The organism is Chryseolinea sp. H1M3-3 (genome assembly GCF_029360725.1).
GTDB lineage: Bacteria > Bacteroidota > Bacteroidia > Cytophagales > Cyclobacteriaceae > Chryseolinea.
In genome coordinates this window covers 576,615-603,091 of record NZ_JARKMY010000002.1, presented here as the reverse complement: position 1 = coordinate 603,091, position 26,477 = coordinate 576,615, and the positions used below count along the sequence as shown (strand labels likewise).

The 26,477-nt window shown below is 41.0% G+C and carries 19 protein-coding genes; 10 read left to right on the top strand and 9 right to left on the bottom strand.

The annotated features are described in order from the left end of the window. Positions 1 to 67: 67 nt before the first annotated feature. Positions 68 to 2,518, bottom strand: a complete 2,451-nt coding sequence (locus P2W71_RS10115; protein WP_276370422.1) for a ligase-associated DNA damage response DEXH box helicase — start codon at positions 2,516 to 2,518, stop codon at positions 68 to 70. A 75-nt stretch (positions 2,519 to 2,593) separates the two neighbouring features. Between P2W71_RS10115 and P2W71_RS10110 the strand changes: the two genes are divergently transcribed. The 6 genes from P2W71_RS10110 (at position 2,594) to P2W71_RS10085 (ending at position 8,327) form a co-directional block, all read left to right on the top strand. Beyond that, positions 2,594 to 3,463, top strand: coding sequence for a MerR family transcriptional regulator (locus P2W71_RS10110; RefSeq protein ID WP_276370419.1), 870 nt, complete (start codon positions 2,594 to 2,596; stop codon positions 3,461 to 3,463). 163 nt (positions 3,464 to 3,626) lie between these two features. After that, on the top strand, positions 3,627 to 4,127 hold the full coding sequence (locus tag P2W71_RS10105; RefSeq protein ID WP_276370417.1) for an RNA polymerase sigma factor: 501 nt from the start codon (positions 3,627 to 3,629) through the stop codon (positions 4,125 to 4,127). A 23-nt stretch (positions 4,128 to 4,150) separates the two neighbouring features. Further along, entirely contained in the window at positions 4,151 to 5,638 is a 1,488-nt protein-coding gene (crtI, locus tag P2W71_RS10100) for a phytoene desaturase family protein (RefSeq protein ID WP_276370414.1), read from the top strand. Continuing rightward, a complete protein-coding gene (locus tag P2W71_RS10095; RefSeq protein WP_276370411.1) occupies positions 5,635 to 6,471 on the top strand; it encodes a phytoene/squalene synthase family protein in 837 nt (278 codons plus the stop codon). The genes crtI and P2W71_RS10095 overlap by 4 nt, the downstream gene beginning before the upstream one ends. Beyond that, positions 6,471 to 6,986: an isopentenyl-diphosphate Delta-isomerase gene (gene idi / locus P2W71_RS10090; protein ID WP_276370408.1), complete on the top strand. Its 516-nt coding sequence runs from the start codon at positions 6,471 to 6,473 to the stop codon at positions 6,984 to 6,986. Before P2W71_RS10095 ends, idi begins: the two co-directional genes overlap by 1 nt. A gap of 6 nt (positions 6,987 to 6,992) precedes the next feature. Further along, positions 6,993 to 8,327 (top strand): deoxyribodipyrimidine photo-lyase, encoded by a 1,335-nt coding sequence (locus P2W71_RS10085; protein ID WP_276370405.1) that lies wholly within the window; start codon positions 6,993 to 6,995, stop codon positions 8,325 to 8,327. On the opposite strand, the gene P2W71_RS10080 is transcribed toward P2W71_RS10085, so the two are convergent. Genes P2W71_RS10080 through P2W71_RS10070 form a run of 3 tightly spaced genes read right to left on the bottom strand, consistent with a single transcriptional unit; the run spans position 8,324 to position 14,246 of the window. Then, positions 8,324 to 10,471, bottom strand: a complete 2,148-nt coding sequence (locus P2W71_RS10080) for a c-type cytochrome domain-containing protein (RefSeq protein ID WP_276370402.1) — start codon at positions 10,469 to 10,471, stop codon at positions 8,324 to 8,326. The two genes, P2W71_RS10085 and P2W71_RS10080, sit on opposite strands and share 4 nt — an antisense overlap. Positions 10,472 to 10,476: 5 nt before the next feature. Beyond that, positions 10,477 to 11,928 carry a DUF1501 domain-containing protein gene (locus tag P2W71_RS10075; RefSeq protein ID WP_276371728.1) on the bottom strand — a complete coding sequence of 484 codons (1,452 nt, stop codon included), beginning with the start codon at positions 11,926 to 11,928 and terminating at the stop codon, positions 10,477 to 10,479. 2 nt (positions 11,929 to 11,930) lie between these two features. Then, on the bottom strand, positions 11,931 to 14,246 hold the full coding sequence (locus tag P2W71_RS10070) for a PSD1 and planctomycete cytochrome C domain-containing protein (protein WP_276370399.1): 2,316 nt from the start codon (positions 14,244 to 14,246) through the stop codon (positions 11,931 to 11,933). A 152-nt stretch (positions 14,247 to 14,398) separates the two neighbouring features. Here P2W71_RS10070 and P2W71_RS10065 point away from each other — a divergent pair, with 152 nt between their 5' ends. Both P2W71_RS10065 and P2W71_RS10060 read left to right on the top strand, forming a co-directional pair. Beyond that, entirely contained in the window at positions 14,399 to 14,893 is a 495-nt protein-coding gene (locus P2W71_RS10065) for a sterol desaturase family protein (protein WP_276370396.1), read from the top strand. A 5-nt stretch (positions 14,894 to 14,898) separates the two neighbouring features. Beyond that, on the top strand, positions 14,899 to 15,588 hold the full coding sequence (locus tag P2W71_RS10060) for a lycopene cyclase domain-containing protein (protein WP_276370393.1): 690 nt from the start codon (positions 14,899 to 14,901) through the stop codon (positions 15,586 to 15,588). 70 nt (positions 15,589 to 15,658) lie between these two features. Here P2W71_RS10060 and P2W71_RS10055 read toward each other — a convergent pair whose 3' ends face one another. The 5 genes from P2W71_RS10055 to P2W71_RS10035 form a co-directional block, all read right to left on the bottom strand. Beyond that, complete coding sequence (locus tag P2W71_RS10055) at positions 15,659 to 15,952, bottom strand: hypothetical protein (protein ID WP_276370390.1); 294 nt, start codon at positions 15,950 to 15,952, stop codon at positions 15,659 to 15,661. Positions 15,953 to 16,171: 219 nt separating this feature from the next. Continuing rightward, positions 16,172 to 18,583 carry an ABC transporter permease gene (locus P2W71_RS10050; protein WP_276370388.1) on the bottom strand — a complete coding sequence of 804 codons (2,412 nt, stop codon included), beginning with the start codon at positions 18,581 to 18,583 and terminating at the stop codon, positions 16,172 to 16,174. Between the two features lie 123 nt (positions 18,584 to 18,706). Continuing rightward, positions 18,707 to 21,085 carry an FtsX-like permease family protein gene (locus P2W71_RS10045; RefSeq protein WP_276370385.1) on the bottom strand — a complete coding sequence of 793 codons (2,379 nt, stop codon included), beginning with the start codon at positions 21,083 to 21,085 and terminating at the stop codon, positions 18,707 to 18,709. A gap of 157 nt (positions 21,086 to 21,242) precedes the next feature. Beyond that, complete coding sequence (locus P2W71_RS10040) at positions 21,243 to 21,932, bottom strand: ABC transporter ATP-binding protein (RefSeq protein ID WP_276370382.1); 690 nt, start codon at positions 21,930 to 21,932, stop codon at positions 21,243 to 21,245. Positions 21,933 to 22,043: 111 nt separating this feature from the next. Next, the gene (locus P2W71_RS10035) at positions 22,044 to 23,294 is read right to left on the bottom strand and encodes an HlyD family efflux transporter periplasmic adaptor subunit (RefSeq protein WP_276370379.1); all 1,251 of its coding nucleotides are present in this window, start codon (positions 23,292 to 23,294) and stop codon (positions 22,044 to 22,046) included. Positions 23,295 to 23,593: 299 nt separating this feature from the next. Here P2W71_RS10035 and P2W71_RS10030 point away from each other — a divergent pair, with 299 nt between their 5' ends. Both P2W71_RS10030 and P2W71_RS10025 read left to right on the top strand, forming a co-directional pair. Continuing rightward, a complete protein-coding gene (locus P2W71_RS10030) occupies positions 23,594 to 24,973 on the top strand; it encodes a sigma-54 dependent transcriptional regulator (RefSeq protein ID WP_276370376.1) in 1,380 nt (459 codons plus the stop codon). 127 nt (positions 24,974 to 25,100) lie between these two features. After that, positions 25,101 to 26,453, top strand: a complete 1,353-nt coding sequence (locus P2W71_RS10025) for an ATP-binding protein (RefSeq protein WP_276370374.1) — start codon at positions 25,101 to 25,103, stop codon at positions 26,451 to 26,453. Positions 26,454 to 26,477 lie beyond the last annotated feature (24 nt).

Below are 26,477 nucleotides of genomic sequence, written 5' to 3'. Positions count from 1 at the left end.
TCAACATCCAGGGAAAAAAATCATTTTGATAACCAATTACCAGATTACTTGATTACCCGATTCCCTACTACTCCGCATACTGAACCGCCATCCGCTTAATTCTGTCTTCCAATTTTTCGGAGGTTAATTTCTCCCGCATACCATCAACCATGATGGGGAAACCAAAAGGCGTTGGCTTGTCGGGTTTAGTCAGGATAATTTTTTGACTGGCAATTCTTTCTAACGCCCGGCGCAGACGCGCTTCCTCTAACTGAAAATCCATGACCTCCTCGAATGCCTGGCGAAGTAAAAGGTTGTGTGCATCATAGTCGTGGAAAACATCAAAAAATAATTGCGACGACGATTGAAGATGACGGTCTTTTACTGGTTTCCCTGGGTAGCCTTTAAAAACCAAACCTGAGATGGCCGCAATATCACGGAATTTCCGGCGCGCCATTTCCGTCGAATTTATGCTAGCCTGAATATCTTTCATTAGATCGTCAATGCCCAATATATTTGTTTCAATAGCTTCCTCTATTGGAATGGGCTGATCAGAGAGCAATTCAAAACCATAATCGTTCATTGCCAATGAAAAAGTAATAGGCTGAATTTGTGCAATGCGATATGCCATTAGAGCAGCCATTCCTTCGTGAACAAATCGGCCTTCAAAAGGATACATTGTAACATGATATCCTTCTGTACTTTGAAAGTATTCAATCAAAAATTCGTTCTTGCCCGGTAAGTGAGAACGATATTTTTGCAGATCAAATAATGGTTTAAGGAATTTCATTTCTTCATCGTATTCCCTCCCTTCAACTACTTCAGCCAACTTAAAACGGATCATGGCACTCATTTGAGAAGACAGCGGCATTCGCCCTCCCTGCCACGACGGTACGGCACCTGATTTTCTATTTGATTTCCGTACCTGTACCTCCATTTCTTTTATGCGAACAAGCTCCAGGTTTTTACCGGCGAACCAAAATACATCACCAGGATTAAGCCGCGAAATAAAAGATTCCTCTATTGTGCCCAAATATTTTCCGGAGACAAAACGAACAAACAAAGAACTGTCTCCTACAATTGTACCTATGGATAATCGATGACGCATAGCAATCGCCCGGTTTTCGACTTTATATAATCCATTTTCTATTATCACTTTTCGATATTCATCGTATGCCTGAAGTGAGTCTCCTCCTGTCGTAATGAAATTGAGCAGCCAGTACCATTCGTCATCGGTAATGCTTGCGTAACAAAATGTACTTCGAATTTCCGAAAGAATCTCATCAGGATTAAATCCGTCGGACACCGCTAATGTCATCAGATATTGTATGAGCACATCAAAAGATCGAATGTAAGGCAACCGGTCTTCGACAATTTTTTGTTTAATTGCTTCGCGTAATGCGGCTGCCTCCATTAACTCCAGCGAGTGCGTTGGAACAAAATAAATCCTGCTGGTAGCACCGGGCTGATGGCCGCTCCGGCCTGCACGTTGTAAAAAACGCGCGACGCCTTTCGGGCTTCCAACCTGCACAACGGTTTCAACCGGCCTAAAGTCGACACCCAGGTCAAGACTTGAAGTGCAGACCACTGCTTTCAATTTGCCAGCATGCAACTGATCCTCTACCCAATTTCTTAATTCCTGACTAATTGAACCATGATGCATAGCGATCAAGCCTGAAAGCTCCGGCGCCTTGTCCAATAATTTCTGGTACCATATTTCCGCAAATGACCTGGTGTTAGTGAATATTAACGTTGATGTACTTCGTTTTACAATTTCAACCACACGTTCCAATAGGTGAATTCCTAGATGGCCTGACCATGGCATGCGTTCAACGGAATCAGGCATGACTGAAACTACTTCAACGATTTTTTCCAGTTCAGCTTTTATTACTGTGTACTTTTTTTGATGATAATAATCACCAAGCAACGCCTCGATTGCTTGCCGCATGTTGCCAATGGTTGCTGAGATACCCCACACTTTTAATCCCGGGACAATTGCTTTGAGCCTTGAAAGGGCAAGCTCAACTTGAACGCCGCGTTTCGAACCCATCAGTTCATGCCATTCGTCAGCAATAATGGCTTTTAGGTTTCCAAAAAATTCGCGATACCCTTTTTGAGCCAACAACAGGTGCAAACTTTCCGGTGTTGTTATTAATAACTCCGGAGGCTTTAGTTTTTGCTTTGCCCGCTCATTGAGTGAAGTGTCGCCAGAACGTACTCCAACTTTCCAGGACAGCCCCAATCCCTCGATTGCGCGCTTGCCCGATAATTCAATTTCTTTCGACAATGCCCTTATAGGAGTGATCCAGATAACCTGGAGCCCACTGTTCTTCTGAGATTTATACTTAGGGTTGTTGCGAATAAATTCCAACAATACGGGAATCATCAACGAGTAAGTTTTCCCGCTTCCGGTAGGTGCGTTCACTAAACCACTTTCACCGTTTAGGTAGGCATCCCAGGCTTCAGTCTGAAACTGAAATGGATTCCATCCTCTGGAAGCAAACCAATCTTTTCCTATTTTTATGGGATCATCAGGCATGAGCCCGAAATTATCAGTTCCCGCAGTGTTAAAAAACAATTTATAACCGCTCCTGTTAAAAAAGATTAAAGAAAGATGGGGCAGTATTCGATCAAAGAGCTAGAACAGCTTTCAGGCATTAAGGCGCACACGATTCGAATGTGGGAAAAACGTCACAAGATCATTGAGCCCTCAAGAACTTCAACCAACATACGTTACTATTCTGACCTTGATTTAAAAAAAATAATTAACGTTTCGCTCTTAAATACTTACGGCATTAAGATTTCAAAAATTGCCGACATGTCATTGGATGACATGAACAAGAAGGTACTTGAATTGAGCGAGCTTCACAATAACAAAGATATTCACATCGATCAGATGGTAGTTGCCATGATCGACATGGAAGAAGAACTGTTTGAAAAAATTTTAAATCACCTGATACTTCGCTTCGGATTTGAAAAAACGATCACGGAGATCGTTTATCCTTTCCTTGAAAAAATTGGAATTCTCTGGCAAACTCAAAACATTACTCCTGCACATGAACATTTTATATCGAACCTCATCAGACAAAAGATAATTGTGGCTGTGGACAGCTTGCCGCTTCCTTCAAAAACCGCTGACAAAATTTTAATCTTTCTGCCCGAAGGTGAACTACATGAACTTGGGTTGCTCTTTTACCACTATTTAATCCGGAAGGCTGGATTTCGAACATATTATCTTGGGCAAAATGTGCCACACGAAGACCTGGTAAGTGTGTATAAAGTTCACCAACCCGTGTTGATGATTACCTCAATCACTTCCACGCCCTCCATTCCGCTCGAATCCATCTTTGAACGGTTCGAAAACGACTTCGGACAAACAAAAATTCTGGTTTCCGGTTACCAGGTGCAAAAATTTAACGGTTTGGTGCCTCACAATGTTCAAATTTTTTCCACAGCACTTGAGCTGAACCAATATTTGCCGTAAATGAACAGATTGTCTGTAAATCAATATGTTATAAATATTGCCCAATATTTTGTTTAATGTTTTGTAAAAAAAGTTAAACAAAATGGATCGTGGTTTTCGGTTAAGCACTATATTTGTTTAACGATAGGGAAATAATGTTAAACACTATTAAACCATTAGACCAATGACTGCAATAGAATTTACCCATCAGATAGCAGGACTACGGGGTACCCTACAGACTTTTACTAGAAGATTCACACATGACAAAGATGAATCTTTAGACTTGGTTCAGGATACCATATTGAAAGCTTTAACCTATCGTGATAAATTTCGTCAAGATACCAACCTGAAAGGCTGGCTTTTCACGATCATGCGAAACACCTTTATCAATAACTATCGCAAAAACCAACGCGCTAAAACTTCTAACGACACGACAAAGGATTTATACTTTTTGAATGTGGAAGAAGAACATACGTTTAACCGTCCCCATGAAAGTTTAGAATTTAAGGAGATCTGGAAAAACGTCGGTAACATAAAAGAAGAACTGTTAGTCCCTTTTAAGATGCACACCACTGGATATAAGTATCATGAAATTGCTGAACATCTTCGCATTCCTATCGGAACGGTGAAGAACAGAATTTTTCATGCACGAAAAGAAATCCAAAAGAGGTTGCAAGGATATTGAGTAACCTCCTTTAACATTTTTGGATGACGCACATTGCCATTATTGGTGCTGGATTTTCAGGATTATCGGCAGCGTGCTTTCTGGCCAAAGAAGGATATAAAGTAACAGTATTTGAAAAGAATGCTACTGCGGGCGGCAGAGCAAGAAAATTTGAGGCGGCGGGTTTCACATTTGACATGGGGCCAAGCTGGTATTGGATGCCTGATGTATTCGAAAGATTCTTTCAACATTTTGGTAAATCGCCGTCTGATTATTATTCACTTGAAAGATTGGATCCATCTTATCGTATCGTATATGGTAAAGATGATATGCTCGATGTCCCGGCGAGTTTCGACGGTTTATCTGCAATGTTTGAACAGATAGAGCCCGGGAGCAAAAAGTACCTTAAGAAATTTTTAGAAGAAGGAAGATATAGATATGACATCGGTATTCAAAAGTTGGTTTACAAACCCGGTCTCTCACTCATTGAACTTTTGGATATCGATGTCATCAAGAACGCATACAGACTAGATCTGTTTGATTCGATTTCATCGTATATAAAAAAAAATTTCAAAGCACCACGGTTAATTCAGTTGCTTGAATTTCCGGTTCTTTTCCTGGGAGCAAGACCCGAAAAAACGCCGGCCTTATACAGCCTCATGAATTACGCCGACATGGCGCTAGGTACCTGGTATCCAAGGGGCGGTATGTATAAGATTATCGAAGGGTTGACATCGCTAGCTAATTCTCTCGGAGTGGACTTCGAATTCAACAGTAATGTTCAGACATTGACTGTAACTGGCGCCCGTGTAGCTGGATGCATCGTAAATGATAACTTTAGATCCTTTGACTATGTTGTCGCGTCTGCAGATTACGAATATGTAGAGCAACATTTACTCCCTTCATCTCACAGAACTTATTCTGCTAGTTATTGGTCAAGCCGCGTAATGGCTCCCTCCTGCCTGATATTTTTTCTAGGCATTAATAAAAAAATTAAGAACCTCCTCCATCATACACTTTTCTTCGATCAGGATTTTAAAAAACACGCTGATGAGATTTATGTAGATCCTCAATGGCCATCTTCGCCTCAGTTTTACATTTCATGCCCATCCAAAACAGACTCTACCGTAGCGCCCCCAGGTCATGAAAATATTTTCATTCTGATCCCGGTCGCATCTGGGCTGCAAGACAACGAATCGATAAGAGAAAAGTATTTTGATATTGTAATCTCCAGACTTGAAAACATGATCGGCGAGAACATTCGCGATCATATTGCCTTCAAGAAGAGTTACGCACACAATGATTTCATTTCCGATTATAATGCTTTTAAAGGAAATGCATACGGCCTTGCCAATACGCTTCGGCAAACCGCAAATCTAAAGCCTTCCATTGCCAGCAATAAATTGACTAACTTATTTTATACCGGGCAATTAACTGTGCCTGGACCTGGGGTTCCACCTGCATTGATCTCAGGTGAAGTGGTGGCTAAGGAACTTATTAAAAGACACAAAACCTTTAACTATTCGGTATGATGGAATTATTTGATGAAGTTTCCATTCGTTGCAGTCGCATTACGACGCGTTTGTACAGTACTTCGTTTTCTTTGGGAATCCATTGTATCCACAAGCGGCTGCGGGATCCAATATATTCCATCTACGGATTTGTTCGGTTTGCAGATGAAATTGTCGATACCTTTCACGGTTTCAACAAAGAAGATCTGTTAAAGAGATTTAAGGAAGATACCTATCGCGCGATTCAGGAAAAAGTAAGTCTTAATCCAATACTTCAAAGTTTTCAGTCTGCAGTCAATCGATATAAAATCGAAAAAAGTCTTATTGACCAATTTTTACACAGCATGGAAATGGACTTGCATAAAACTACCTACGATGCAGACGAAATAAAGGAATATATAATTGGCTCAGCAGAAGTGGTCGGTTTAATGTGCCTGAGGGTGTTTTGTGAAGGAAATACTGAAGTGTTTGATAAGCTGTCTCCTTATGCCAGAAACCTCGGTTCTGCATTTCAAAAAGTAAATTTCTTACGCGATCTTAATGATGATTTTACCGGACTTGGCCGGATCTATTTTCCAAGTATCAAGATGAATCAATGGAATACATGTATTAAAATGGGAATTGAGAAAAGTATTGAAGATGATTTTGATGAAGCCCTGAAAGGAATTAAACAACTTCCTAAGTCGTCGAGATTAGGAGTGTACGTTGCATATGTGTATTATCGTTCTCTATTTAAGAAGATAAAAAATACCTCAGCCGAATTAGTTTTTAAGAAACGAATCAGAATTCCAAATGGAGATAAAGCAAGGTTACTGGCATACTCTTATGTAAAACATCAATTAAATTTGATCTGATGGATAAAGTTATTTTGGTAGATGCACAGGACAATATTGTGGGGTCCATGGATAAAATGGAGGCGCACCAAAAGGGCGTGCTGCACAGGGCATTTTCCATTCTGATATTTAATTCAAAGGGAGAACTCCTGTTGCAAAAAAGATCCAAAGGCAAATACCATAGTGGTGGACTGTGGACGAATGCGTGTTGCAGCCATCCGGCTCCCGGTGAACAAATGAACGTTGCAACCCGCAAAAGGCTTATGCATGAAATGGGAATTGACCTGCAGCCTGAGTTCGCCTACAAATTTATTTATCGAAGCAAGCTTGACAAGGATTTGACTGAGCACGAACTGGACCATGTATTCAAGGGTATTTTTGACGGAACACCTGAGGTGAATATCAACGAGGTCGAGGATTGGAAATTTGTCGACGTAAATTACTTACGCCGTGACATGAGAGAGCACCCGGAAAATTATACCATCTGGTTTAGGTTGATTATGAACCATCCGGAACTGAAGGAAATCGCTGCTTAAGTTGTTGTGCCAGCTCATCTCAACCCTCCATCAGCGGCGCATTATATCAACAACGATACCGCTATATGGTGGATTCGTCGGGACATCAGGTTGGAGGACAACACTGCTCTGTTCCATGCATTAAAAGAAAACAAAAAAGTTCTTCCCCTTTTTATCTTTGATTCGAACATACTCGGTTTACTGGAAGATAAAACAGACAAACGAGTAGACTTCATCCATCAGTCTCTTGCCCTGCTAAAAAATAAACTCGAGAAGTTAAGCAGTTCGCTTTTAGTTCTGTATGGCAACCCGGTAGACATCTTCAAAATAATTACTCCAACAGCAGTCTATGCCAACCACGATTATGAACCTTATGGTATCAAACGGGATGCGGCAGTAGCCAGTGTACTCAATAAAAAAGATGTGCTGTTTAAGACATATAAGGATCATGTGATCTTTGAAAAAGAAGAAATTCTAAAACCGGATGGAACACCGTATACCATCTTCACTCCTTACGCCAAAACATGGAAACAAAAGCTGTCGGAGTTCTATTATAAAAGCTATCCATCTGAAAGATATTTGAAAAATCTTCAGAAAGTAAAATCACTTTCGATGCCAACGCTTGCCGACCTTGGATTCATAAAGAGCGTCGTAGATTTTCCTGAACGTGTAATAAAAACCGCTACTATAGAAAAATACCATCTCCAAAGAAATTTTCCATCGATTAAAGGAACAACGCGCCTATCAGTTCATCTTCGATTTGGAACTGTGAGCATTCGAAAGCTGGTACAGGTTGCATTGAAAAAAAATGAAACTTGGTTAAATGAGCTTATCTGGAGAGAATTTTTTCAAATGATTCTTTGGCATTTTCCTCACGTTGTAGACCATGCCTTTAAGCCCGCATACGATCGGGTTGAGTGGAGAAATAATCCTAAGGAATTTGAAGCATGGTGTGAAGGTAAGACTGGTTACCCTATTGTTGATGCCGGCATGCGAGAGCTTAATGCAACAGGCTTTATGCATAACCGCGTACGAATGATTGCCGCAAGCTTCTTAACCAAACATTTGTTGATCGACTGGCGGTGGGGTGAAGCGTATTTTGCAAAGAAACTATTGGATTATGAGTTGGCTTCCAATAATGGTGGATGGCAATGGGCGGCGGGTTCCGGGTGCGATGCAGCACCTTACTTTCGCGTCTTCAATCCACAATTACAGACAGAAAAGTTCGATCCCGATTTTAAATACATAAAAATATGGGTTCCGGAGCTTAACACATCTAAGTACCCCCTTCCCATCGTCGATCATAAGATGGCCCGTGAACGAGTGATTAAAGTTTACAGATTAGCGCTACAAGGAAGCTAGTAAAAAAATACTTCATCTAAGAAGAACCAACCTTTCTCACCTTTTGAATTGTGCCACGCCGGAAGCTTAGCAAGAGGCTTGGCTACTATCTTGTAAAACCTGTAGGGCACCTTAGCGTTTATTGTTATGGGAAGCGCTTCGACAGTATTCGGCGTGTAGCCTGTAGGTAAGGATGGATTTGCCTTGGTCAAAAGGGTCAAGTCGTTTAGGCTTTTGCCGGCCCATACTTCGACGGCCTCCGGAGGAAAAATATAACCACCAATATTTTTACCGTAACTGATTACAATCTTGTTTAATGATATTTCTTTTCCAAAATCAAAAGCAGCAGCGAAGGGCTGATCACGATATCCCAGCCATGATGATTCTTTAAAAATATCCGCAAACCCTTTTTGCAAATCAATTAGTCCTTCACCTCCTTTTCCTTTGTATTGAGGATCGGCAGGAGACAGCAACTCCGCATTAGTCGGTGAAATTCCTTCGACAAAACAAGTTACTTCCAACACATCGCTACAATACCAGCCTTTTTTGCAAGCTTTGGCTTTCAATACAAAAGTCTCTTCGGCAGTAAACGGTGCTTTATATAGTTCTCCGTTTATAGAATCAGGTTCGCTGCCGTTCTTTCCCAAACTTACTGCAACACCAGGCATGTTATGCTTTAGCGCGATAAGATCTCCCCTGCGTATAACCCCATCGTTCTCGACGCGAGGTTTACCAAGCTTCAATATTTTTTCTTCAGAAAAAAGCTCTCCTACTAATTCAACATCAGGATACTTTTTCGAAAGGGCCACACGATCCGCTTCTGTAATTTGCGTGTTCCAAATATATACTTCCCTCAAGTTGGATAAATTCAGTACGTGTTCAAGATCATCAGTCTTAATGGATGTTCCCGCGAGGGATAACGACCGGAGGTTCTTTAATTTTTGAAGATCTTTCAAACCGGGACCTTGCACTTTCGTGAAATTCAAATTCAAGGCTTCGACATTAATGAATCCACTTATAATGGCCAGATCTTTGTCGGTTACCGGCATCTTGGATAAGTTCAGAACAACTAACTGTTTGGCTATGGTCTTTAGTTCTTCCAACGCACTTGTTTGAAAACTTTCTTTTAAAAAAAAATCCACTTGCAACGCCGGGCTGTTTTGGTGCAGCGGAAATACGGAACGAAATGGTGTATTAAGATTTTCCACGACGTCTAATGACACAGCAGGAAAATCGTACTGCTTTTCAATTTCGGTTGCAGTCACATTTGATGCCGCGAAGGAAGCAACAATAAATTTCAATGAGTCCCCATCGGCAAATTGATCTAATCTCTTTTCAAAATCAGCGCCCGACTTGATCCACGCTTCAATCGTGGCGCGTTCAACAGAAGTCAACTGAGGTTTCCCATCGGGTGGCATATGTTCATCATGATCCATCGGCAGGTACAATGCTTTTATCATCCTACTTTCACTTGGTTTTCCCGCTATAAAAGCCTCGCCGTTCTTTCCACCCTTTTGAAATTTTTCAACTGAAGTCATTACCAAGCCACCTTTCGCTTTTGCCTCGTTGTGACAGGAAAAACATTTTTTATCTAAGATCGGCTGAACAGCAAATTCGTAAACAGATGCGTTCTCCATGGTCAATTTCGGAGCTGATGATATTGGGGCCAACACAAAATTTTCGCCATGGGTTAATTCAGCGCCCGTATGCCCTGCAACAATCAATGCTAAAAAAGTAATTGCTCCAAGTCCGTAAAATAGTTTTTTATTTCGTTGTTGACGATTCCAAATTAATAATGTATAACAAAACCAGCTTAGCAATACACCCGTTACCTTGTGATTCGTCAACGCATCGTTTCCATAATCATCCTGAAGACTAAGAAAAAACCCGAACAGCGCTGCCATTGAAGCAACAAAGGATGTGAATAATAATCCTAAATGAATGATCCTTTCGGCTGACTTAGCTTCCAGTTGGTTTTTAAAAATGATTATTACAGCAAGAAAGATAAAAAAACCAATAGGTAGATGAAGTACTAATGGATGTAACCTTCCGGCTACCTGTAACCAAGGGGGAAGTGCAATTCGATCTTCGAAGAATAATAAAAACGTCAGCAGAATCTGAATGCAAAAAATAACATTTACAAAAATCCGGGCCACCCTTTCCATGATGCCTAGGCTACTATATCCTGTACTACTTTTCCGGCTACATCGGTGAGGCGATATCTCCGGCCCAGATGTTTATAAGTAAGTTGTTCATGATTCAGGCCCATGAGATGCAAAACAGTCGCGTGAAAATCATTGACATGAACGGGGTTTTTAATAATGTTATATCCGAAATCATCCGTTTCACCATAAACTAACCCTGGGCGGACTCCGCCTCCTGCCATCCAAATGGTGTAACTCCTTGGATGGTGATCACGGCCATAATTATTCTTCTTCAAATTTCCCTGACAATAATTTGTTCGTCCAAATTCTCCACCCCAGATGATGAGCGTCTCATCCAAAAGTCCACGCTGTTTCAGATCTGTAACCAGGGCGGCCGTTGCGCGATCCACATCTTGTGCTTGCAGCGGCATTTCACCTACCATGTTATCATGCTGATCCCATCCTTGATGGTACAGTTGAACGAAACGAACGCCCGATTCAGAAAGTTTTCGTGCCAACAGGCAATTCGATGCGTATGTGCCTGGTGATAAACAGTCTGCACCGTACATTTTGATAATGTGATCCGGCTCACTGGACAGATCCGATAGCTCGGGGACAGCCGTTTGCATCCTGTATGCCATTTCATACTGCTGTATCTTTGCTTCTATTTCAGGGTCACCAAATTCTTTGTAGTTAATTGAATTAAGCTGAGCAAGATGGTCCAGCATTTTTCGTGTGCTTTCCCGATCTCTGCCTGCCGGATCTTTCAGGTACAACACACGTTCCTCGCTGCTGCTAAACTGAACACCCTGATGAACGCTATCTAAAAATCCATTAGACCAAAGCTTTGAATAAACACCTTGTCCATTTCCCCGGCCTCTTGACAATAAAACACAATAGGCTGGCAAATTTTTATTTTCGCTTCCCAAACCATAACTAAGCCATGCACCCATGCTGGGCCTGTTACCTTGCTGTGCACCCGACTGCATAAAGGTTAATGCTGGATCATGATTAATCGCTTCGGTATGCATGGTTTTGATGAAGCAAAGTTCATCAACGATTTTTGCTGTGTGAGGAAATAATTCACTCACCCAAGCCCCCGATTGGCCGTATTGCTTGAAGCTAAAGTGTGACCCAACCAACGGAAATTTATCCTGCCCGGAAGTCATACCTGTAAGCCGTTGCCCCATGCGGATGGATGCTGGCAACTCTTCACCGGTCATTTTATTAAGCAAAGGTTTGTAGTCAAAACTTTCCAGCTGCGAAGGAGCACCATTTTGAAAAAGATAAATGATCCGTTTAGCTTTAGGCGCAAAGTGTGGTAGCCCACTGATTTGTGGAACGCCATCCTGACCAGACTTAAGCAAATCCGGAATTAACAAGGAACCTAATGCGACAGAACCTAATCCGAGGCTAAGCTTTCCCAAGAAATGCCTCCGCGTAACATGGAACCTGTTTTTTAAAAATTCGTTTTCCATCATTAGCTTTTTATGATTGACTCCTCCATGTTGTAGATTGTATGTACGACCTGCATCAATGCGGCGAGCGATACTTCATCTTTTATTACAGCGTGTGGATATTCTCCAGTGCGGATAAATTCTTTTGCCGTATCCGGGGAAGCGGTAAACTTCTTTTTCTCTTCTTCAAAATAGCTCAGCAAGATTTTGAGTTCCTCTTCATTTGGATTTCGGCAAGCAATGGAACGAAATGCCTGTAAAATTTTTTCTCGTACAGAAATATTTTGTTCCGTCAATTTTTCAGCAAATACCCGTGAAGCTTCAAGCACCAATGGGTCGTTCAACATCACCAATGCTTGCAGGGGGGTATTAGTTCTCAAGCGATTAACTTCACACTGATCTCTGTTACTGGCGTCAAACACCAACATGACCGGTGGTGGAACTGTGCGTTTTATAAAACTATATAAACCACGACGGTACAATTTGTCACCGTGATCCTGCGCATATCGGGCAAGGACTCCCCGTCCCGATGTAGCCAATTCCCAAATGCCTTTTGGCTGATACGGTTTAACGCTGGGGCCCCCAATTTCTTTAACCAAAAGGCCACTGCTAGCCAGTACCATATCACGAATTGTTTCGGAACTCAACCGTGTCCGAGGGCCGCGTGCTAAATAGATGTTTTCAGGATCAACAGATAATTTCTCCTTTGTCGCAACAGTCGATTGCCTGTAGGTGGACGTCATGACGAATTGTTTTACCAACCGTTTAATATCCCATCCATGATCCATGAAATCAATCGCGAGCCAATCCAATAATTCCGGATGCGAAGGCATTTCACCTTGCATTCCAAAATCACCAGAAGTTTTTACCAGGCCTCGGCCAAAAAATTCCTGCCACATCCTGTTCACAAAAACTCTTGCGGTTAATGGATTTTTCTTTTCTGTTAACCATTTGGCTAATCCCAACCTGTTATTACCATATTTCAACGTATCGTAAGGCATTATTGCGGGTGGCAAGCCAACGTATACTCTATCTGCCGGAGCATCATACGCGCCGCGTTTCAGCAGGAATGTAGGTCTTTGCTTTGGACCATCTTGCATGACCATCACTTCGACAGCGGTCGTATCTTTTTTATTGATGAAGGTTAAAATCTTATCGACTTCTTCCGAGGTAATCTTCATTTTAGGCGGATCAGCCAGAGACGCAAGCATGATATCTCCTACGAAGCCCTTTTCAGGGACCTGGTTAAAGAAAGCAAATGCGCTGTAATAATCTTTTTGCAGTATCGGATCGTACTTATGATCGTGGCATTTTGCACATTCAAAAGTGAGTGCTAAAAAAGTTTTACCAAAAGTATTGGTGCGATCAGTAACGTATTCAAGGCGATATTCTTCATCGATGACGCCACCTTCCTGGGTTATTTTATGGTTGCGGTTAAATCCGGTGGCAAGCAATTGTTCTTTTGTGGGATTTGGCAACAGATCTCCCGCAAGTTGCCAGGTTAAAAACTGATCATAAGGATAATTTTGGTTGAACGCATGGATTACCCAATCCCGCCATGGCCACATGGTCCGAAGTCCGTCATCCTGATAACCATGGGAGTCAGCGTATCTCGCAACGTCCATCCAATATGCAGCCATTTTTTCACCGTACTGTGGTTGGGTCAAAAGTTCATCGACGATTTTTTCATAGGCTTGTTCTGTGTTGTCGGAAAGAAAACGTTCCTGCAACGCTATAGATGGAGGCAATCCAGTGATATCGAAACTCAACCGCTTCAATATTCTTTCTTTATCCGCCATTTCATTGGGTAAAAGATCCTTCTCTTCCAATTTTGCCAGAATGAAATTATCGATTTCATTTTGCGTCCAATCGTCTGTATTTACTGAAGGAACGGCCGATTGTTTTGGCGGAATAAAAGCCCAGTGCGGTTTATACTTAGCACCCTGTGTGATCCATTTTTTTATTAGACCAATTTCATGTTCCGTCAGCTTAAGGTTTGATTTCACCGGAGGCATTACTTGCGAAGTATCCGTAGTTGAAATGCGGAGATATACTTCTGATGACTCCGGGGCGCCAGGAACAATTGCATGCGCTGATGGATTATCTTTTAAGGCAGCAAATGCTCCTTCTGCATTATCTAAGCGAAGATTCGCTTTACGCGCATTGCCATCGGGTCCGTGACAGATAAAACAGCGATCAGACAAAATTGGACGAATATGGAGATTGTAATCAACCGAGTCTATAAAAGCCGTCTGGTGTTGTTTTTCCTGGCAAGAAAAAACAGTAAAAACGGTTAAAATAATAAATCCATAAACAGCCCGTGTCACGCTTCGCATCATTCTCAAAAGATTACTTAAGTTACCGGATTTTGATGAGTTTCAAAACTCTTTCCATCCCTAGTATGTTATTGGATCAGCCATTGTAGCGCAAACGCTAAATGCTACTTTTGAGAGTCAGTATAATAATACTTTATAAGCTATAGATCGTAAGTATGCAGTTTTTAACAATTGTGTTTTGTGTGCTTATTGTCATTGCCACATTTCTTTTCTGGGAGTTTATTGCCTGGTTCACTCACAAATACATTATGCATGGATTTTTATGGCGCTGGCATAAATCACACCATACCATACATGATCACACGCTCGAACGCAACGACCTGTTTGCGATTGTATTTAGTGTTCCTTGTATTGGCATCCTTTATTATGCTACTTTAGTGAATTATAATCCTTATTGGATTTCGGTGGGAATTGGAATTTTCTGTTACGGTGCGTTCTACTTTATTTTTCATGACATTATTGTCCATCAAAGAATTAAATGGAGACCCGGCAAGAGAAGCAAATATCTGCAACGGATCATTAACGCACATTACATTCACCATAGCAAACACTCAAAAGAGGGTTGTGAAGCTTTTGGTTTTTTGATTGCTCCAAAGAAATATGCCCCCAAGAACTTTTCATTTAAAGTAAAACGACAAGAAACCCAATAGTTCCATTGAAGTCGCAATATCTGTACCTTCTCATTAACCTGCTTTGTATCCTTGTTCCTTTATTAGCCAGCTTCTATTCAAAGGCTCCATTTTATAAGAAGTGGAAAGATGTAGGAATTGCGATATTGTTTCCTGCTCTGCTTTTTATCGTTTGGGACGAGATCTTTACACGCATGGGCATTTGGGGATTTAATTCACAATACGTTAGCGGATGGAGTATTGGTTCATTACCTATCGAAGAGATCTTGTTTTTTGTTTGTATACCCTATGCGTGTATTTTCACCTATTTTGCTGTTCGGTACTTTATTCAAAACGAATATTTCTTTTCAAACCATGAATTATTGTCGTTTTCAATTATCATAGCGCTCCTTGTCGCAGGAATTTATAACATCGACAAACCCTATACAGCGGTAACCTTTATCAGCTTGTCTTTTTTTCTGGCTTATCTCACGTTAAAAATCCGCGCTCGCTTCGTAGGCCACTTTTATGCGGCGTTTGGCATTATTTTAATTCCATTTTTTATTGTGAATGGAATACTAACAGGATCACTCATTGAAGAGGAAGTTGTTTGGTACAATGATGCCGCAAATTTAGGAATCCGATTGGGCACAATACCTTTGGAAGATGCTTTTTATGCTATGCTCCTGTTACTGATGAACGTTTCGCTATATGAATGGAGGCAAAGCAAAGCATAAAAATAAAACCCTTGATGCTGAAAAGCTTTTTCACAATTTCAACATCAAGGGTAATATCAAACTAACGACGCTAAGCGCTTACGGCTTCTTTGTCGTGCTTAGCCAATTTAACCTCTTTTAATTTCTTTTCTTTTTTTGCTTTTACTTTTCCGCCGTCTTCCATAAACTTTTCAGCTTTCTTAATCTTTTTGTTTTCGCGCCTAATCATGTCGGCGAAAAGAGAAGCAAGCTTTTTGGAATTGCGCTGCAATAATTTGTTTACCTTTTTTGTTGGCTTTGGCAATTCAAGTGTGCCGATGGCTTCCTTCATCGAATCTTCTATCAGACTTCTGAGAGCCTTTTTAGATGTCTTTGTTTTTTCCATAAAATTTATGATATGATGCTAAGGTAAGAAATGTTAGCTGTAGATTAACGTCTTAACATAAACTTAACATGGCATTAAAAAAGATTCGATTCTAGAGAAATTTCGAAGCTTTTTTGCAGGCAAACCGCCCTTCTTTCTTCTGCAACAAGTTGCGGCTTATTTCCTGAATTAATTTTTTTTTACACTATCGATTGCATAACCATTGTCTTATTCAAGATATCATTCATACCGAAGTGACTTTACAGGATTTGATGTTGCGGCTTTTATCGATTGAAAGCTTACTGTTATCCATGCAATGATAATTGCCATAATACCACTCAATATGATTACGAATGGGCTGATAGGAACCCGATAAGCGAAACCTTGCAACCATTGATCTGAGATGTACCACCCTGCAAATGCAGCGGGGATAAATGCGATTAAAACCAGTTTTGTAAATTCTTTCGAAAGCAACACGGCTAGGCTAGGCACAGAAGCGCCCATTACTTTACGGATTCCGATTTCTTTGGTACGTTGTTCAGAAGTAAATGCTGCCAGCGCAAATAACCCAAGGCAGGCGACAAAAATTGCAAGACCTGCAAAGATGCTAAAGATCTGACCCATGCGTTGTTCCGACCGGAAGAGTTCGTCAAAACTTTCATCTAAGAACGCATATTCAAAAGGTTCATTAGCGGCATGTTGCTTCCATAAATTCTCGACCTTGTTCACTATTTCATTTGCACTCCCTTCATAACGTATCAACAGCGAATTGGAGTTTGGAGTTAGTAAAATTGACAGTGGACGAACCTCATCTTTGAAGGATTCAAAGTTAAAGTTTTTCATAACGCCAATGATTTTCAAACGCTTCACACCGGTCGAGCTACCATCATTGTACAATAACTCTTCCCCGATGGGGTTGGTAAAATTAAATTCCCGAACAGCTGCCTCGTTCAGGATAATCGCCATCGAATCTATTGGAAACTCTTTTGAAAAAAATCGACCTTCTTTCATTTCAAATTTCATAACATCCTGATGGTCATGGTCGGCATAATAAACTCCCATAATATGGTCCTGTTCGGAGCCAGCTTCCTTAAAAACAGTTGTATTGTTTACACCAGGAAAATTATTGTTTGTATAACTCATCTTTAAAACTCCTGTTTGCTGACTTAATGTATTTCTAAACGCTTCTTTGTTTTTGTCGAGGCGGTATGTGTTTCTTAGTATCAGTATATTTTCTTTATCAATCCCGAGGTTTTTTTCCTGCATGTATTTAATCTGCTGATACACTACTATGGTAAAAATCATCAGAAAAATAGAGATAGAAAATTGAAGCACGACCAGAAAGCTCCGCACCCCTTTGCTTTTCATCCCCGCTCTTACTTTTCCCTTCAATACATCTACCACATTAAATGAAGTAAGATAAAAGGCAGGATAACTACCGGCTACAAATCCCACAAAAATGATCAAGCCAATAATTGCCGCGATAAACCACGGTTGAATGAATACCATCATGCCCAGTTCCTTTCCTGATAGTTCATTAAAAGATGGCAATAGAAAATAACAAGCGATCAAGGATATGACTACAGCCACCAAACTATACATCATAGACTCGGCCAGAAATTGTCCAACCATCTGTTCACGCAATGAACCGAGGGTTTTTCTTAAACCAACTTCTTTCGCGCGACCTGCAGCACGCGCTGTTGAAAGGTTCATAAAATTGATACATGCAATAACAAGAATGAAGAGACCGACGCCTCCAAAGAAATAGACATACAAAATATTCCCCTTAGGTTGTGGATCGCCAATTGAAACTGAACGTAAATGAATGTCGGTGAGTTTTGTGGTATAATAACCGTACTCACCACCCTGCTCGCGCAATTGCTTTAATGTTGTACCCATGAATTTTTCAACCTCAGGACCGATGTACTTCTCAACCAACTCCTCGAATTTTTTGTAAACACCATTTAGCTGGGCATGCTCACGCAGCAAAAAATAGGTGTACATATTGTTGTTCAGCCATTCTTTTTGTTTGAGTCGCTGCCCTGTCTCTGCTGAAATCAAAACATTAAAATCAAAATGGGAATTGGTTGGCGGATTTTCAGCCACACCGGTAACTTTATAAGTTTGATTTTGATTGTCCACCACGACGAGTTTACCGATAGCGCTTTCTTGGCCAAAATATTTGGTTGCAATTTCTTTTGTCATCACTAAGGTGTTCGGTTCTTTTAGTACCGATTTTGCGTCACCTTCGAGAAGTTTATAATCGAAAAATTCAAAGAAGTTTGAGTCGACAAAAAACACTTTACTTTCCGCAAAGACCTTCTCTTCAAATTTGATTGAAGGCTGTCCAAAGTAATCTGCAACGCGGAGGGAGGATTCCACTTCCGGAATTTCAGCTACTAACGCAGGCCCCATGGGCGGGCAGGTATTGGCGACCATCAAGTCCTGTCCACCGATTTTGCCATGCAGTCCAACTTGATAAATACGGTCTGCGTTTCGATGGAATTTATCATAGCTTAATTCATCGGCGATGTATAAAATAATAATCAGACATGCGGTAAGCCCTATCGTCATGCCTAAAATATTTATTGCCGAATAAAACTTATACCGAGTGATATTGCGTAGCGCAACCGTCAAATAGTTTTTAAACATAAGATTTTAGTATATCATGAATACAAAGAGAGACAGTTTTTAAATGCCCGCATTAGACTTTAGGACTACGCAACCTGCAAAGCGAATAAGTTCAATATTTCTATCTGTCTTTTATATCCTTGCCTATTCATCACGCAATGTTGTTACTGGATTCATAGAAGCGGCTGAAAATACTTTGTAACCTACGACCAAAGCCGATACGATAAACATTACAGAGATTGATATGACGAAGGTCAGGGTGTTTGTTGCACGATAATAATCCCATATACTATCCATCAAAAGATCCACTGCAAAGTAGCTCAACACAGAACCTGCTGCGGAGGCTAGCAAGAGAATTACAAAAAATTCTGTATTGATAATTCGTGTGATATTCGTAATGGAAGCACCTAACACTTTTCGAACACCAATCTCCTTGGTCCGTTTGATGATGTTCAAAGAAACTAAAGTGAATAACCCGGTAGCCGAAAGCATTAACGCAATCACACCTAAAAAGGTATACATGGTAACAATGTTTGCGTTTACTTCGTAAACTTCGTTTGTGTTTTCCACCAGCATATAACCATTGTATAATCGGTTTGGAAAAATCTCCTTCCACCTTGCTTCCATATACTTATTAATTGCAGAAGCATTGGATGATTTGGTGTTAACAACGATCTGACTATACTTTTCTGGTCCGATATAACGAATCATGAGCGGCTCCATAGCACGCCAAAGTCCCTGCGTATATACATCTTTTACCACTCCAACGACGTAAAGTTTAACGGTATCCTTCCAAATGATTTCTTTTCCCAGCGGTTTTTCCCACCCAAACAAAGATGCCATCTTTTGAGAAATGATGATAGACTCCCTTTTATCGGTTTCAGAATCTTGCCTAAAATCTCTCCCTTCCAGAAGCGTAAGATTCATTGTCTTTAAATAATGATCACCGATATCAATGATGTCCACTTCCACTTGCTTCGACTCATGTTTAACGGGTTCGTGAGCACGATTTGAGAAAATGCCACTGGCAGCACCAGCCATCGAAATTATTTCAGGGTTTCCCTGCAAAGAATTCCTATAGGTTTCAAATTCCTCTTTGCTGTTCAGCCACGCTATAACCGAACCTTTTTCATCAAAACCCAGATCATATGCTTCCTGGTACTTCGCATTTTGCAAGAAAGCAATGGCACTCACGATGGCCATTAGTGAAATGGCAAATTGAAGTCCAAGCAATATCCTGGTAAAATAATTCGTGCCGCCAAATTTCATTTTACCTTTGAGAATACTGATTGGCTCAAAATTACTGATGTAAAACGCAGGATAACCTCCAGCCAATAAACCGGTAAAAATTAAAACACCAAATATGAAGATGAGAAACTGAGGATTATCCAGATAGTGTGGCGTTATTCGCATGTACTCCCACATGTTGTTCCATCCTTCCGTTAAGAACTCTGCGACTATTAGACCGACAAGCAATGCAAAAAAACAAATTAATGTTGTCTCGCCGATGAACTGTATAATTAATTGTTTTCTAAGTCCACCCATTACTTTACGAATACCAATTTCTTTTAACCTTCTGGAAGAGATCGCAATCGCAGTATTGGTAAGGTTAAAACATGCGATCAATAAAATTAAAATACCCATTGTAGCGGTACCAACGACTCCTGCAATAGGGGGCGCATGCCATGTCCATGAATCCACTTGTCCTGCCCTATCCTCTTTGGCCATTGTTGAAAAAGGATCAAGTGCCAATTCCTTGATGATAAAATCTTCCCGGGCTTTATTATTGTTCTCCTTATAGGGCTGAAGTTGCTGATGAACGCTCGCGACCCGACTTGGGTCCGCGATTTGAAGGAACAGGGTGGCTTCTCCTTTCCAGTTATCATCGGTAATATCTTTGTGTTCGTCCTTGCAGTTTTCAAAATTCATGTAGGCTTCCCGTGAAAAGAAACTGGAGTTTTGAGGTGGTGTTTTAAAGATCCCCGCTATTTTTATTTCTTTCAACGCTGCTCCATATACTTGTGTAATCATTTTACCGAAGGCTTCTTCCGGTGAACCATAAAGGCGAACAGCCATCTTATCATCAATGAAAACACTGCTAATATCTTTCAGACCTTTAGGATCACCTTTAATGAATTCAAAGGAAAACATTTCAAAAAAGTCGGGATCAACGTAACTCAGGTGCGAGGGGAACAGATCATCCTCGCGCTTGAAGTTAGACCATGAAAAAAAATAACGGGATGATCTTTCAACATCCTTAAAATTCTGATCTACAATTCCTCCCAGTGGCAAAGGCGCAAAACCAAATTTGGAAACATTGTTATCAAACTCACGAATAGCGCTTACCCGGTAGATTTGATTACCGTTTTTATGACCTGCATTAAAAGTTGCATCATATTCGTAGGTGAAGTAAGCAACAATGCAGCAGGCAATCGCTACCCCCATTCCAAAGACGTTGATGAAAATAAACAGTTTATTCTTCATCATATTGCGAAGCGTGATAAGCAAAAAATTCTTGAACATACTTTGAATGATTAGAGGATAGCCTTAAGACTGTAAATTCTCCTGCAGGGTTGCATTTAAGTTGTAAAATAATGTCACGTACCTGTAATTGCCAGACATAAAAAGACCTTCCAGGCAATGCAAGCCGGGAAGGTCTTTCTGCTATAGATGATAGCAATTATATATGAAACTGTTCTTTGATATTCTCCGTCACAACTTTTCCATCAAACAAGTTGATAATTCGGTGCGCATAATTCGCATCATAGGGTGAGTGGGTAACCATGATAATGGTTGTTCCCTCTTCGTTCAGCTGCGACAACAGCTTCATCACTTCTTCGCCGTTAGCGGAGTCAAGATTACCTGTAGGCTCATCGGCAAGTATCACTTTAGGTTTGGCAACTATCGCACGAGAGATTGCTACACGTTGTTGCTGACCACCCGACAACTGTTGAGGGAAGTGATTTCTACGATGCATAATATTCATGCGCTCCAACACTTCTTCAACTCTTTGCTTTCTTTCGCTTGCAGGCACTTTCATATACAATAATGGAAGCTCCACGTTCTCAAATACAGTAAGCTCATCAATCAAATTAAAACTTTGGAATACAAATCCTATAGAGCCCTTACGAAGCTGCGCACGCTGGCGTTCGGAATATTTAGCTACTTCATGTTCGCCAAAATAATACTCGCCTCCGGACGGATTGTCCAGCAAACCAAGGATGTTTAACAAGGTAGACTTTCCACAACCAGACGGGCCCATTATGGCAACGAACTCACCTTCCTTAATCTCAAGGTTTATGTTGTTTAGGGCGGTGGTTTCTACTTCTTCAGTCGTATAGACCTTTTCAAGATTCTTAAGTTTGATCATGATGCTTTGATTTATTATTTGATGGTTGGAGGACTTAATTAGTTTGATTTATATTACTGAAATATGCTTAAATAGTTACGTTAGACGTTCATTTAAATTCAGCGGTTACACTCAGTTTAAAAGCAGAACCTCGTTGGTTCCAAAGTTTTCGTAGGATGAAGTAATAACTTTGTCACCCGGTTTTAATCCTTCAAGCACCTCAAAATTTTCCGCCCCGCTCTTACGACCTAACTTAATATCCCGCTTTACAGCACGGCCGTCTTCTTCCAATACGTATACCCAATTACCACCTGTATCTTTATAAAAGCCGCCCACTGGTAACAGAAGTTCTTCAGAGGATTGTCCCAGCTCAATTCGCAACCGTAATGATTGACCTCTGCGAATTCCCGGAGGAGCATCCCCAATAAAGTTCATGTCGACTTCAAAGCGGCCATTGGTAACACCGGGATAAATGTACATAATCTCCAATTCGTAGTCTTTGTTGTTAAATGTCGTGGTTGCGTGTAGTCCGGTAGTGATTCTAGGCAAATACAATTCGTCGATCGGAACCTTTACCTTATAACTTCCTACAACATCAATCCATCCCAAACGTTGACCTGCGTTTACACTTTGACCAGGATCCAGTTGAGGGCGTGAAAGTTGGCCATCAATCGGCGCGCGGATAACAAGGTTGTCAAGAATTTTTCCTGCACCTTCAAGACTTTGCATCATTCTAAGTTCAGAAGCCATGATATCTTTAACCTGCCTGATTCTTTCAATGGAATCTGCTTTGTATGTCGTATAGGTTATCTCACGTCTTTTCAAGTTAAAAAGATAATCTGCCTCTACACTTTCAAATTCCTGTCTCGAAACCAACTTTTTCTCGAATAATGCTTTTTGTCTTTTATACTGAGGAATCAATTTGGCTAATTCCTTGTCCACTTCAGCGAGCGTTTGTTGCTGTTGCAAATCATTTTGTGTTAAAGACAATCGTGTCTGCCTAAGCTCGTTCACACTTTGGTTTAAGCTTGCTTCTTGGGATAAGACCTGGATCTCCCGGTTAAGGTTGCTTAACTCAAGAACAATATCTCCTTCTTTCAGCATGGCACCGCTTTCAGCCACAACGCGTTTGATGGTACCACCTTCTACGGCATCCAGATATACGGTTCGACTTGGTTCTATCGTTCCGGTTTGAGGGATAAACTCCTGAAACACGCCACGCTTCACTTCCGATATTGTAATTTTATCTCGGTCAATTTTAAGTTTGGATCTTCGGTCGGCAAAAATGAATTGATAGCCTATAAAAACTACAAAAAGAGCAATTCCCCCATAAGTAGCTACCTTTTTTACCGTCCACTTCTTTTTCTTTAATTGCTTATCCATTCAAGTTATAAGTTTGAGTGCAGTGAATGCCTGCCGATACAAGCAGCACATCTTGTGATGCCTCCATGCCAACAAATATGCCAAGTGACGGAAGGGCAATTCCGTCGCAGTTTTGACTTATCCCTTTAAAAATTCAGTTCAGATGTGAACGCCATTGTCCGCATTCGAACGGCTATATTGTGAACAAAACAGGGTTTCTGGTAAAATTAAGCGGTGTATCGCTTCGGTATACACTTTGCCCGTTAGCGGACAACCTCAGGACAAATTAATATAACCAAGCCTTAAAACCGAATCGTTAAATGGAACACAAAAGCGGAAAAATTTTAATCGTAGACGACAATGAAGATCTCCTGAAAGCAGCGAAGATGCACCTGAAGCGTCACTTCTCACAAGTGGATGTCGAAAAAAATCCTGAAGCAATCCCGGCCCTCATGAACAACGAGGATTATGATGTTATACTTCTCGATATGAATTTCACAAAAGATGTGAGCAGTGGTAGCGAAGGGTATTATTGGCTCGAAAGAATCCTTCAGTTAGACCCTTCCGCCGTAGTTGTTCTGATTACAGCATACGGAGACATTCAAATGGCAGTGAAAGCTATAAAAGCGGGTGCTACCGATTTTGTGGTGAAACCCTGGGAAAATGAAAAGTTGCTAGCAACATTGTATTCGGCTATGCGTCTTCGGGAATCTCGTGACGTTATTGAGAATTTAAAGATTAAGAACCAGGAAATTAATCAGGCATTAAATGATCGATACAGCGAAATTATCGGCCAAAGCAATGCCATGCAGAAGATATTCCAAACCATCGATCGCGTAGCAAAAACGGATGCCAATGTTTTAATTCTCGGCGAGAATGGAACAGGTAAAGAACTTATCGCCCGGGCTATACACAGAAACTCTTCCCGCAAAAATGAAAATTTTGCCAGCGTCGATTTGGGATCTATCACGGAGACATTATTCGAAAGCGAATTATTCGGTCATAAGAAAGGATCATTTACCGACGCAAAAGAAGATCGCCCAGGAAGATTTGAACTTGCTAACCATGGCACGCTCTTCCTGGATGAAATTGGAAACCTGTCCATGACGTTGCAAGCCAAGCTGCTTACTGTTCTTCAAAACAGAAAGGTGAGCAGAGTCGGGTCAAATAAAGACACGCCTATCGATATCAGGCTGATTTGCGCTACGAATATGCCCTTATATGAGATGGTGAAAGAAAATCGTTTTCGTCAGGACCTGTTATACAGGATCAATACCATCGAAATAGAAATTCCACCTTTGCGAGATCGCTTCGAAGATATTCCACTTCTTGCCAATCACTTTTTAAAACACTATGCAGGTAAGTATGATAAGAGTGTAACGAAGATCAGTGAAGCGGCGATGTCGCGAATGCATAAACATCCTTGGCCCGGTAATATTCGCGAATTGCAACATGCTATTGAACGCGCTATCATTTTAAGTGGAAGCAGTGTGCTTCAGCCTGAAGATTTCAATTTTACGCCTTCGGCTGGGAAGGATGACGGGCAACTCAGCCTTGAGCAATACAACCTGGAAGAAGTAGAAAAATTACTTATTCGCAAGGTCCTTAAAAAATACAATGGCAACATCACGCAAGCCGCTTCCGAATTAGGGCTCACACGTTCTTCCTTGTACAGACGGCTGGAAAAGTATGGGCTATGATGTCAGCTTTCAAGACGGTTGGCAGCGAAAAGAACTAGAGAGCTTAAATATCTGCACGTGCACCTGACCACCAGCCAGTTGTTTTCCATCTGATAAAGCCGGAACTTTGAAGCTTGACTTTTAAACATTGAAATTAGGATTTAATGACTTTCGGGCCCGGGTAATTATCCGGGTAGTGATACTCGGATTGACGATGGCTTTGTTTATCTATATGATTTCAAAGCCCAACATGTTGTTTGCGGCCATGCTCATGGGAATCATCATCATCGTTGAACTGGTTGATATATTCAAGTTTATTAGTCAAACGAATCGTAAGTTAACGCGTTTTCTTGAGTCGGTTAAATATTCAGATTTCATTTCGGGTTTTACTGCCGACAACCGTTTGGGAAAAAGTTTTAAGGAACTGAACATTGCTTTTAACGAAGTGCTTGAAGCTTTTCGAAGGGCGCGGTCAGAAAAAGAGGAACACTGGCAATACCTCAATTCTGTGGTGCAGCAAGTTCGCACAGGGATTCTTTCATTTGATTCTGAAGGGAATGTCCAGCTCATAAATGCCAACGCTAAAAAATTCCTGGGAATCACAAACATTAAAAATATCCGGGATCTCATCAACACCAACCCAAAACTTTATCATGCGATCAATAGTGTCGAACTGGGTAAAAGTGAATTGTATAAAGGAACCAACGAAATATATTTGACGATACAGTCAACGGAACTTCGTATCCGGGGCACAGACGTGAAGCTTATCACGCTGCAGAACATTCAGCCTGAACTACAAAAGCAAGAGCTTGAAGCGTGGCAGAATCTTACCCGTGTTTTGCGACATGAAATCATGAATTCCATCACGCCGATTTCATCGCTTACTTCAACTTTGCGAGAAATACTGGACCATGACATGGAGAAAAAGAATTCGCACTACGAATTAAAAGAAGAAGGCGCGGATGATCTAAGAGAAGGTTTGAGCACGATTGAAAACCGCAGTCGCGGCCTGATCAAGTTTATAGACGCTTACCGCGAATACACTTCATTACCCAAGCCTAAGATATCAACGGTAAGGCTAAAGGACCTGATTGATCATGTGGCGCAATTGATGAGGACTGAATTAAAAAAAACTGCCATCAGCTTCCACTACGAATGTAGTTCTGAATATTTGACCATTCAGGCCGACGTCGAAATGATTGAGCAGGTACTTATCAACTTGATGAAGAATGCTATTGAGGCTTTGGCAGAAACCGAAAATCCCAAACTTGAGTTGATCGGGTCGTACGATGAAAATGCAGTTAAAATCGAAATAAAAGATAACGGATCTGGCATCATTAAAGAAGCTTTAGAACACATCTTCGTGCCATTTTACACGACAAAAAGAAGCGGTTCCGGTATTGGATTAAGTTTGTCTCGGCAGATCATGCAGATGCATAACGGATCGATCACTGTAGAGTCGGAACCTGATGTGGAGACCGTTTTTACACTGCGGTTTTAAGGAATCTACGTCGATATCCTATTC

What these genes read in the sequence shown, in the direction of transcription:
- P2W71_RS10110 (WP_276370419.1), top strand. Translation starts at nt 2,594, where the DNA reads ATGGGGCAGTATTCGATCAAAGAGCTAGAACAGCTTTCAGGCATTAAG.
- P2W71_RS10065 (WP_276370396.1), top strand. Translation starts at nt 14,399, where the DNA reads ATGCAGTTTTTAACAATTGTGTTTTGTGTGCTTATTGTCATTGCCACA.
- P2W71_RS10080 (WP_276370402.1), bottom strand. Translation starts at nt 10,471, where the DNA reads ATGGAAAGGGTGGCCCGGATTTTTGTAAATGTTATTTTTTGCATTCAG.
- P2W71_RS10105 (WP_276370417.1), top strand. Translation starts at nt 3,627, where the DNA reads ATGACTGCAATAGAATTTACCCATCAGATAGCAGGACTACGGGGTACC.
- P2W71_RS10050 (WP_276370388.1), bottom strand. Translation starts at nt 18,583, where the DNA reads ATGTTTAAAAACTATTTGACGGTTGCGCTACGCAATATCACTCGGTAT.
- P2W71_RS10095 (WP_276370411.1), top strand. Translation starts at nt 5,635, where the DNA reads ATGATGGAATTATTTGATGAAGTTTCCATTCGTTGCAGTCGCATTACG.
- P2W71_RS10070 (WP_276370399.1), bottom strand. Translation starts at nt 14,246, where the DNA reads ATGATGCGAAGCGTGACACGGGCTGTTTATGGATTTATTATTTTAACC.
- P2W71_RS10075 (WP_276371728.1), bottom strand. Translation starts at nt 11,928, where the DNA reads ATGGAAAACGAATTTTTAAAAAACAGGTTCCATGTTACGCGGAGGCAT.
- P2W71_RS10115 (WP_276370422.1), bottom strand. Translation starts at nt 2,518, where the DNA reads ATGCCTGATGATCCCATAAAAATAGGAAAAGATTGGTTTGCTTCCAGA.
- P2W71_RS10030 (WP_276370376.1), top strand. Translation starts at nt 23,594, where the DNA reads ATGGAACACAAAAGCGGAAAAATTTTAATCGTAGACGACAATGAAGAT.
- P2W71_RS10035 (WP_276370379.1), bottom strand. Translation starts at nt 23,294, where the DNA reads ATGGATAAGCAATTAAAGAAAAAGAAGTGGACGGTAAAAAAGGTAGCT.
- P2W71_RS10040 (WP_276370382.1), bottom strand. Translation starts at nt 21,932, where the DNA reads ATGATCAAACTTAAGAATCTTGAAAAGGTCTATACGACTGAAGAAGTA.
- idi (WP_276370408.1), top strand. Translation starts at nt 6,471, where the DNA reads ATGGATAAAGTTATTTTGGTAGATGCACAGGACAATATTGTGGGGTCC.
- P2W71_RS10055 (WP_276370390.1), bottom strand. Translation starts at nt 15,952, where the DNA reads ATGGAAAAAACAAAGACATCTAAAAAGGCTCTCAGAAGTCTGATAGAA.
- P2W71_RS10045 (WP_276370385.1), bottom strand. Translation starts at nt 21,085, where the DNA reads ATGTTCAAGAATTTTTTGCTTATCACGCTTCGCAATATGATGAAGAAT.
- crtI (WP_276370414.1), top strand. Translation starts at nt 4,151, where the DNA reads ATGACGCACATTGCCATTATTGGTGCTGGATTTTCAGGATTATCGGCA.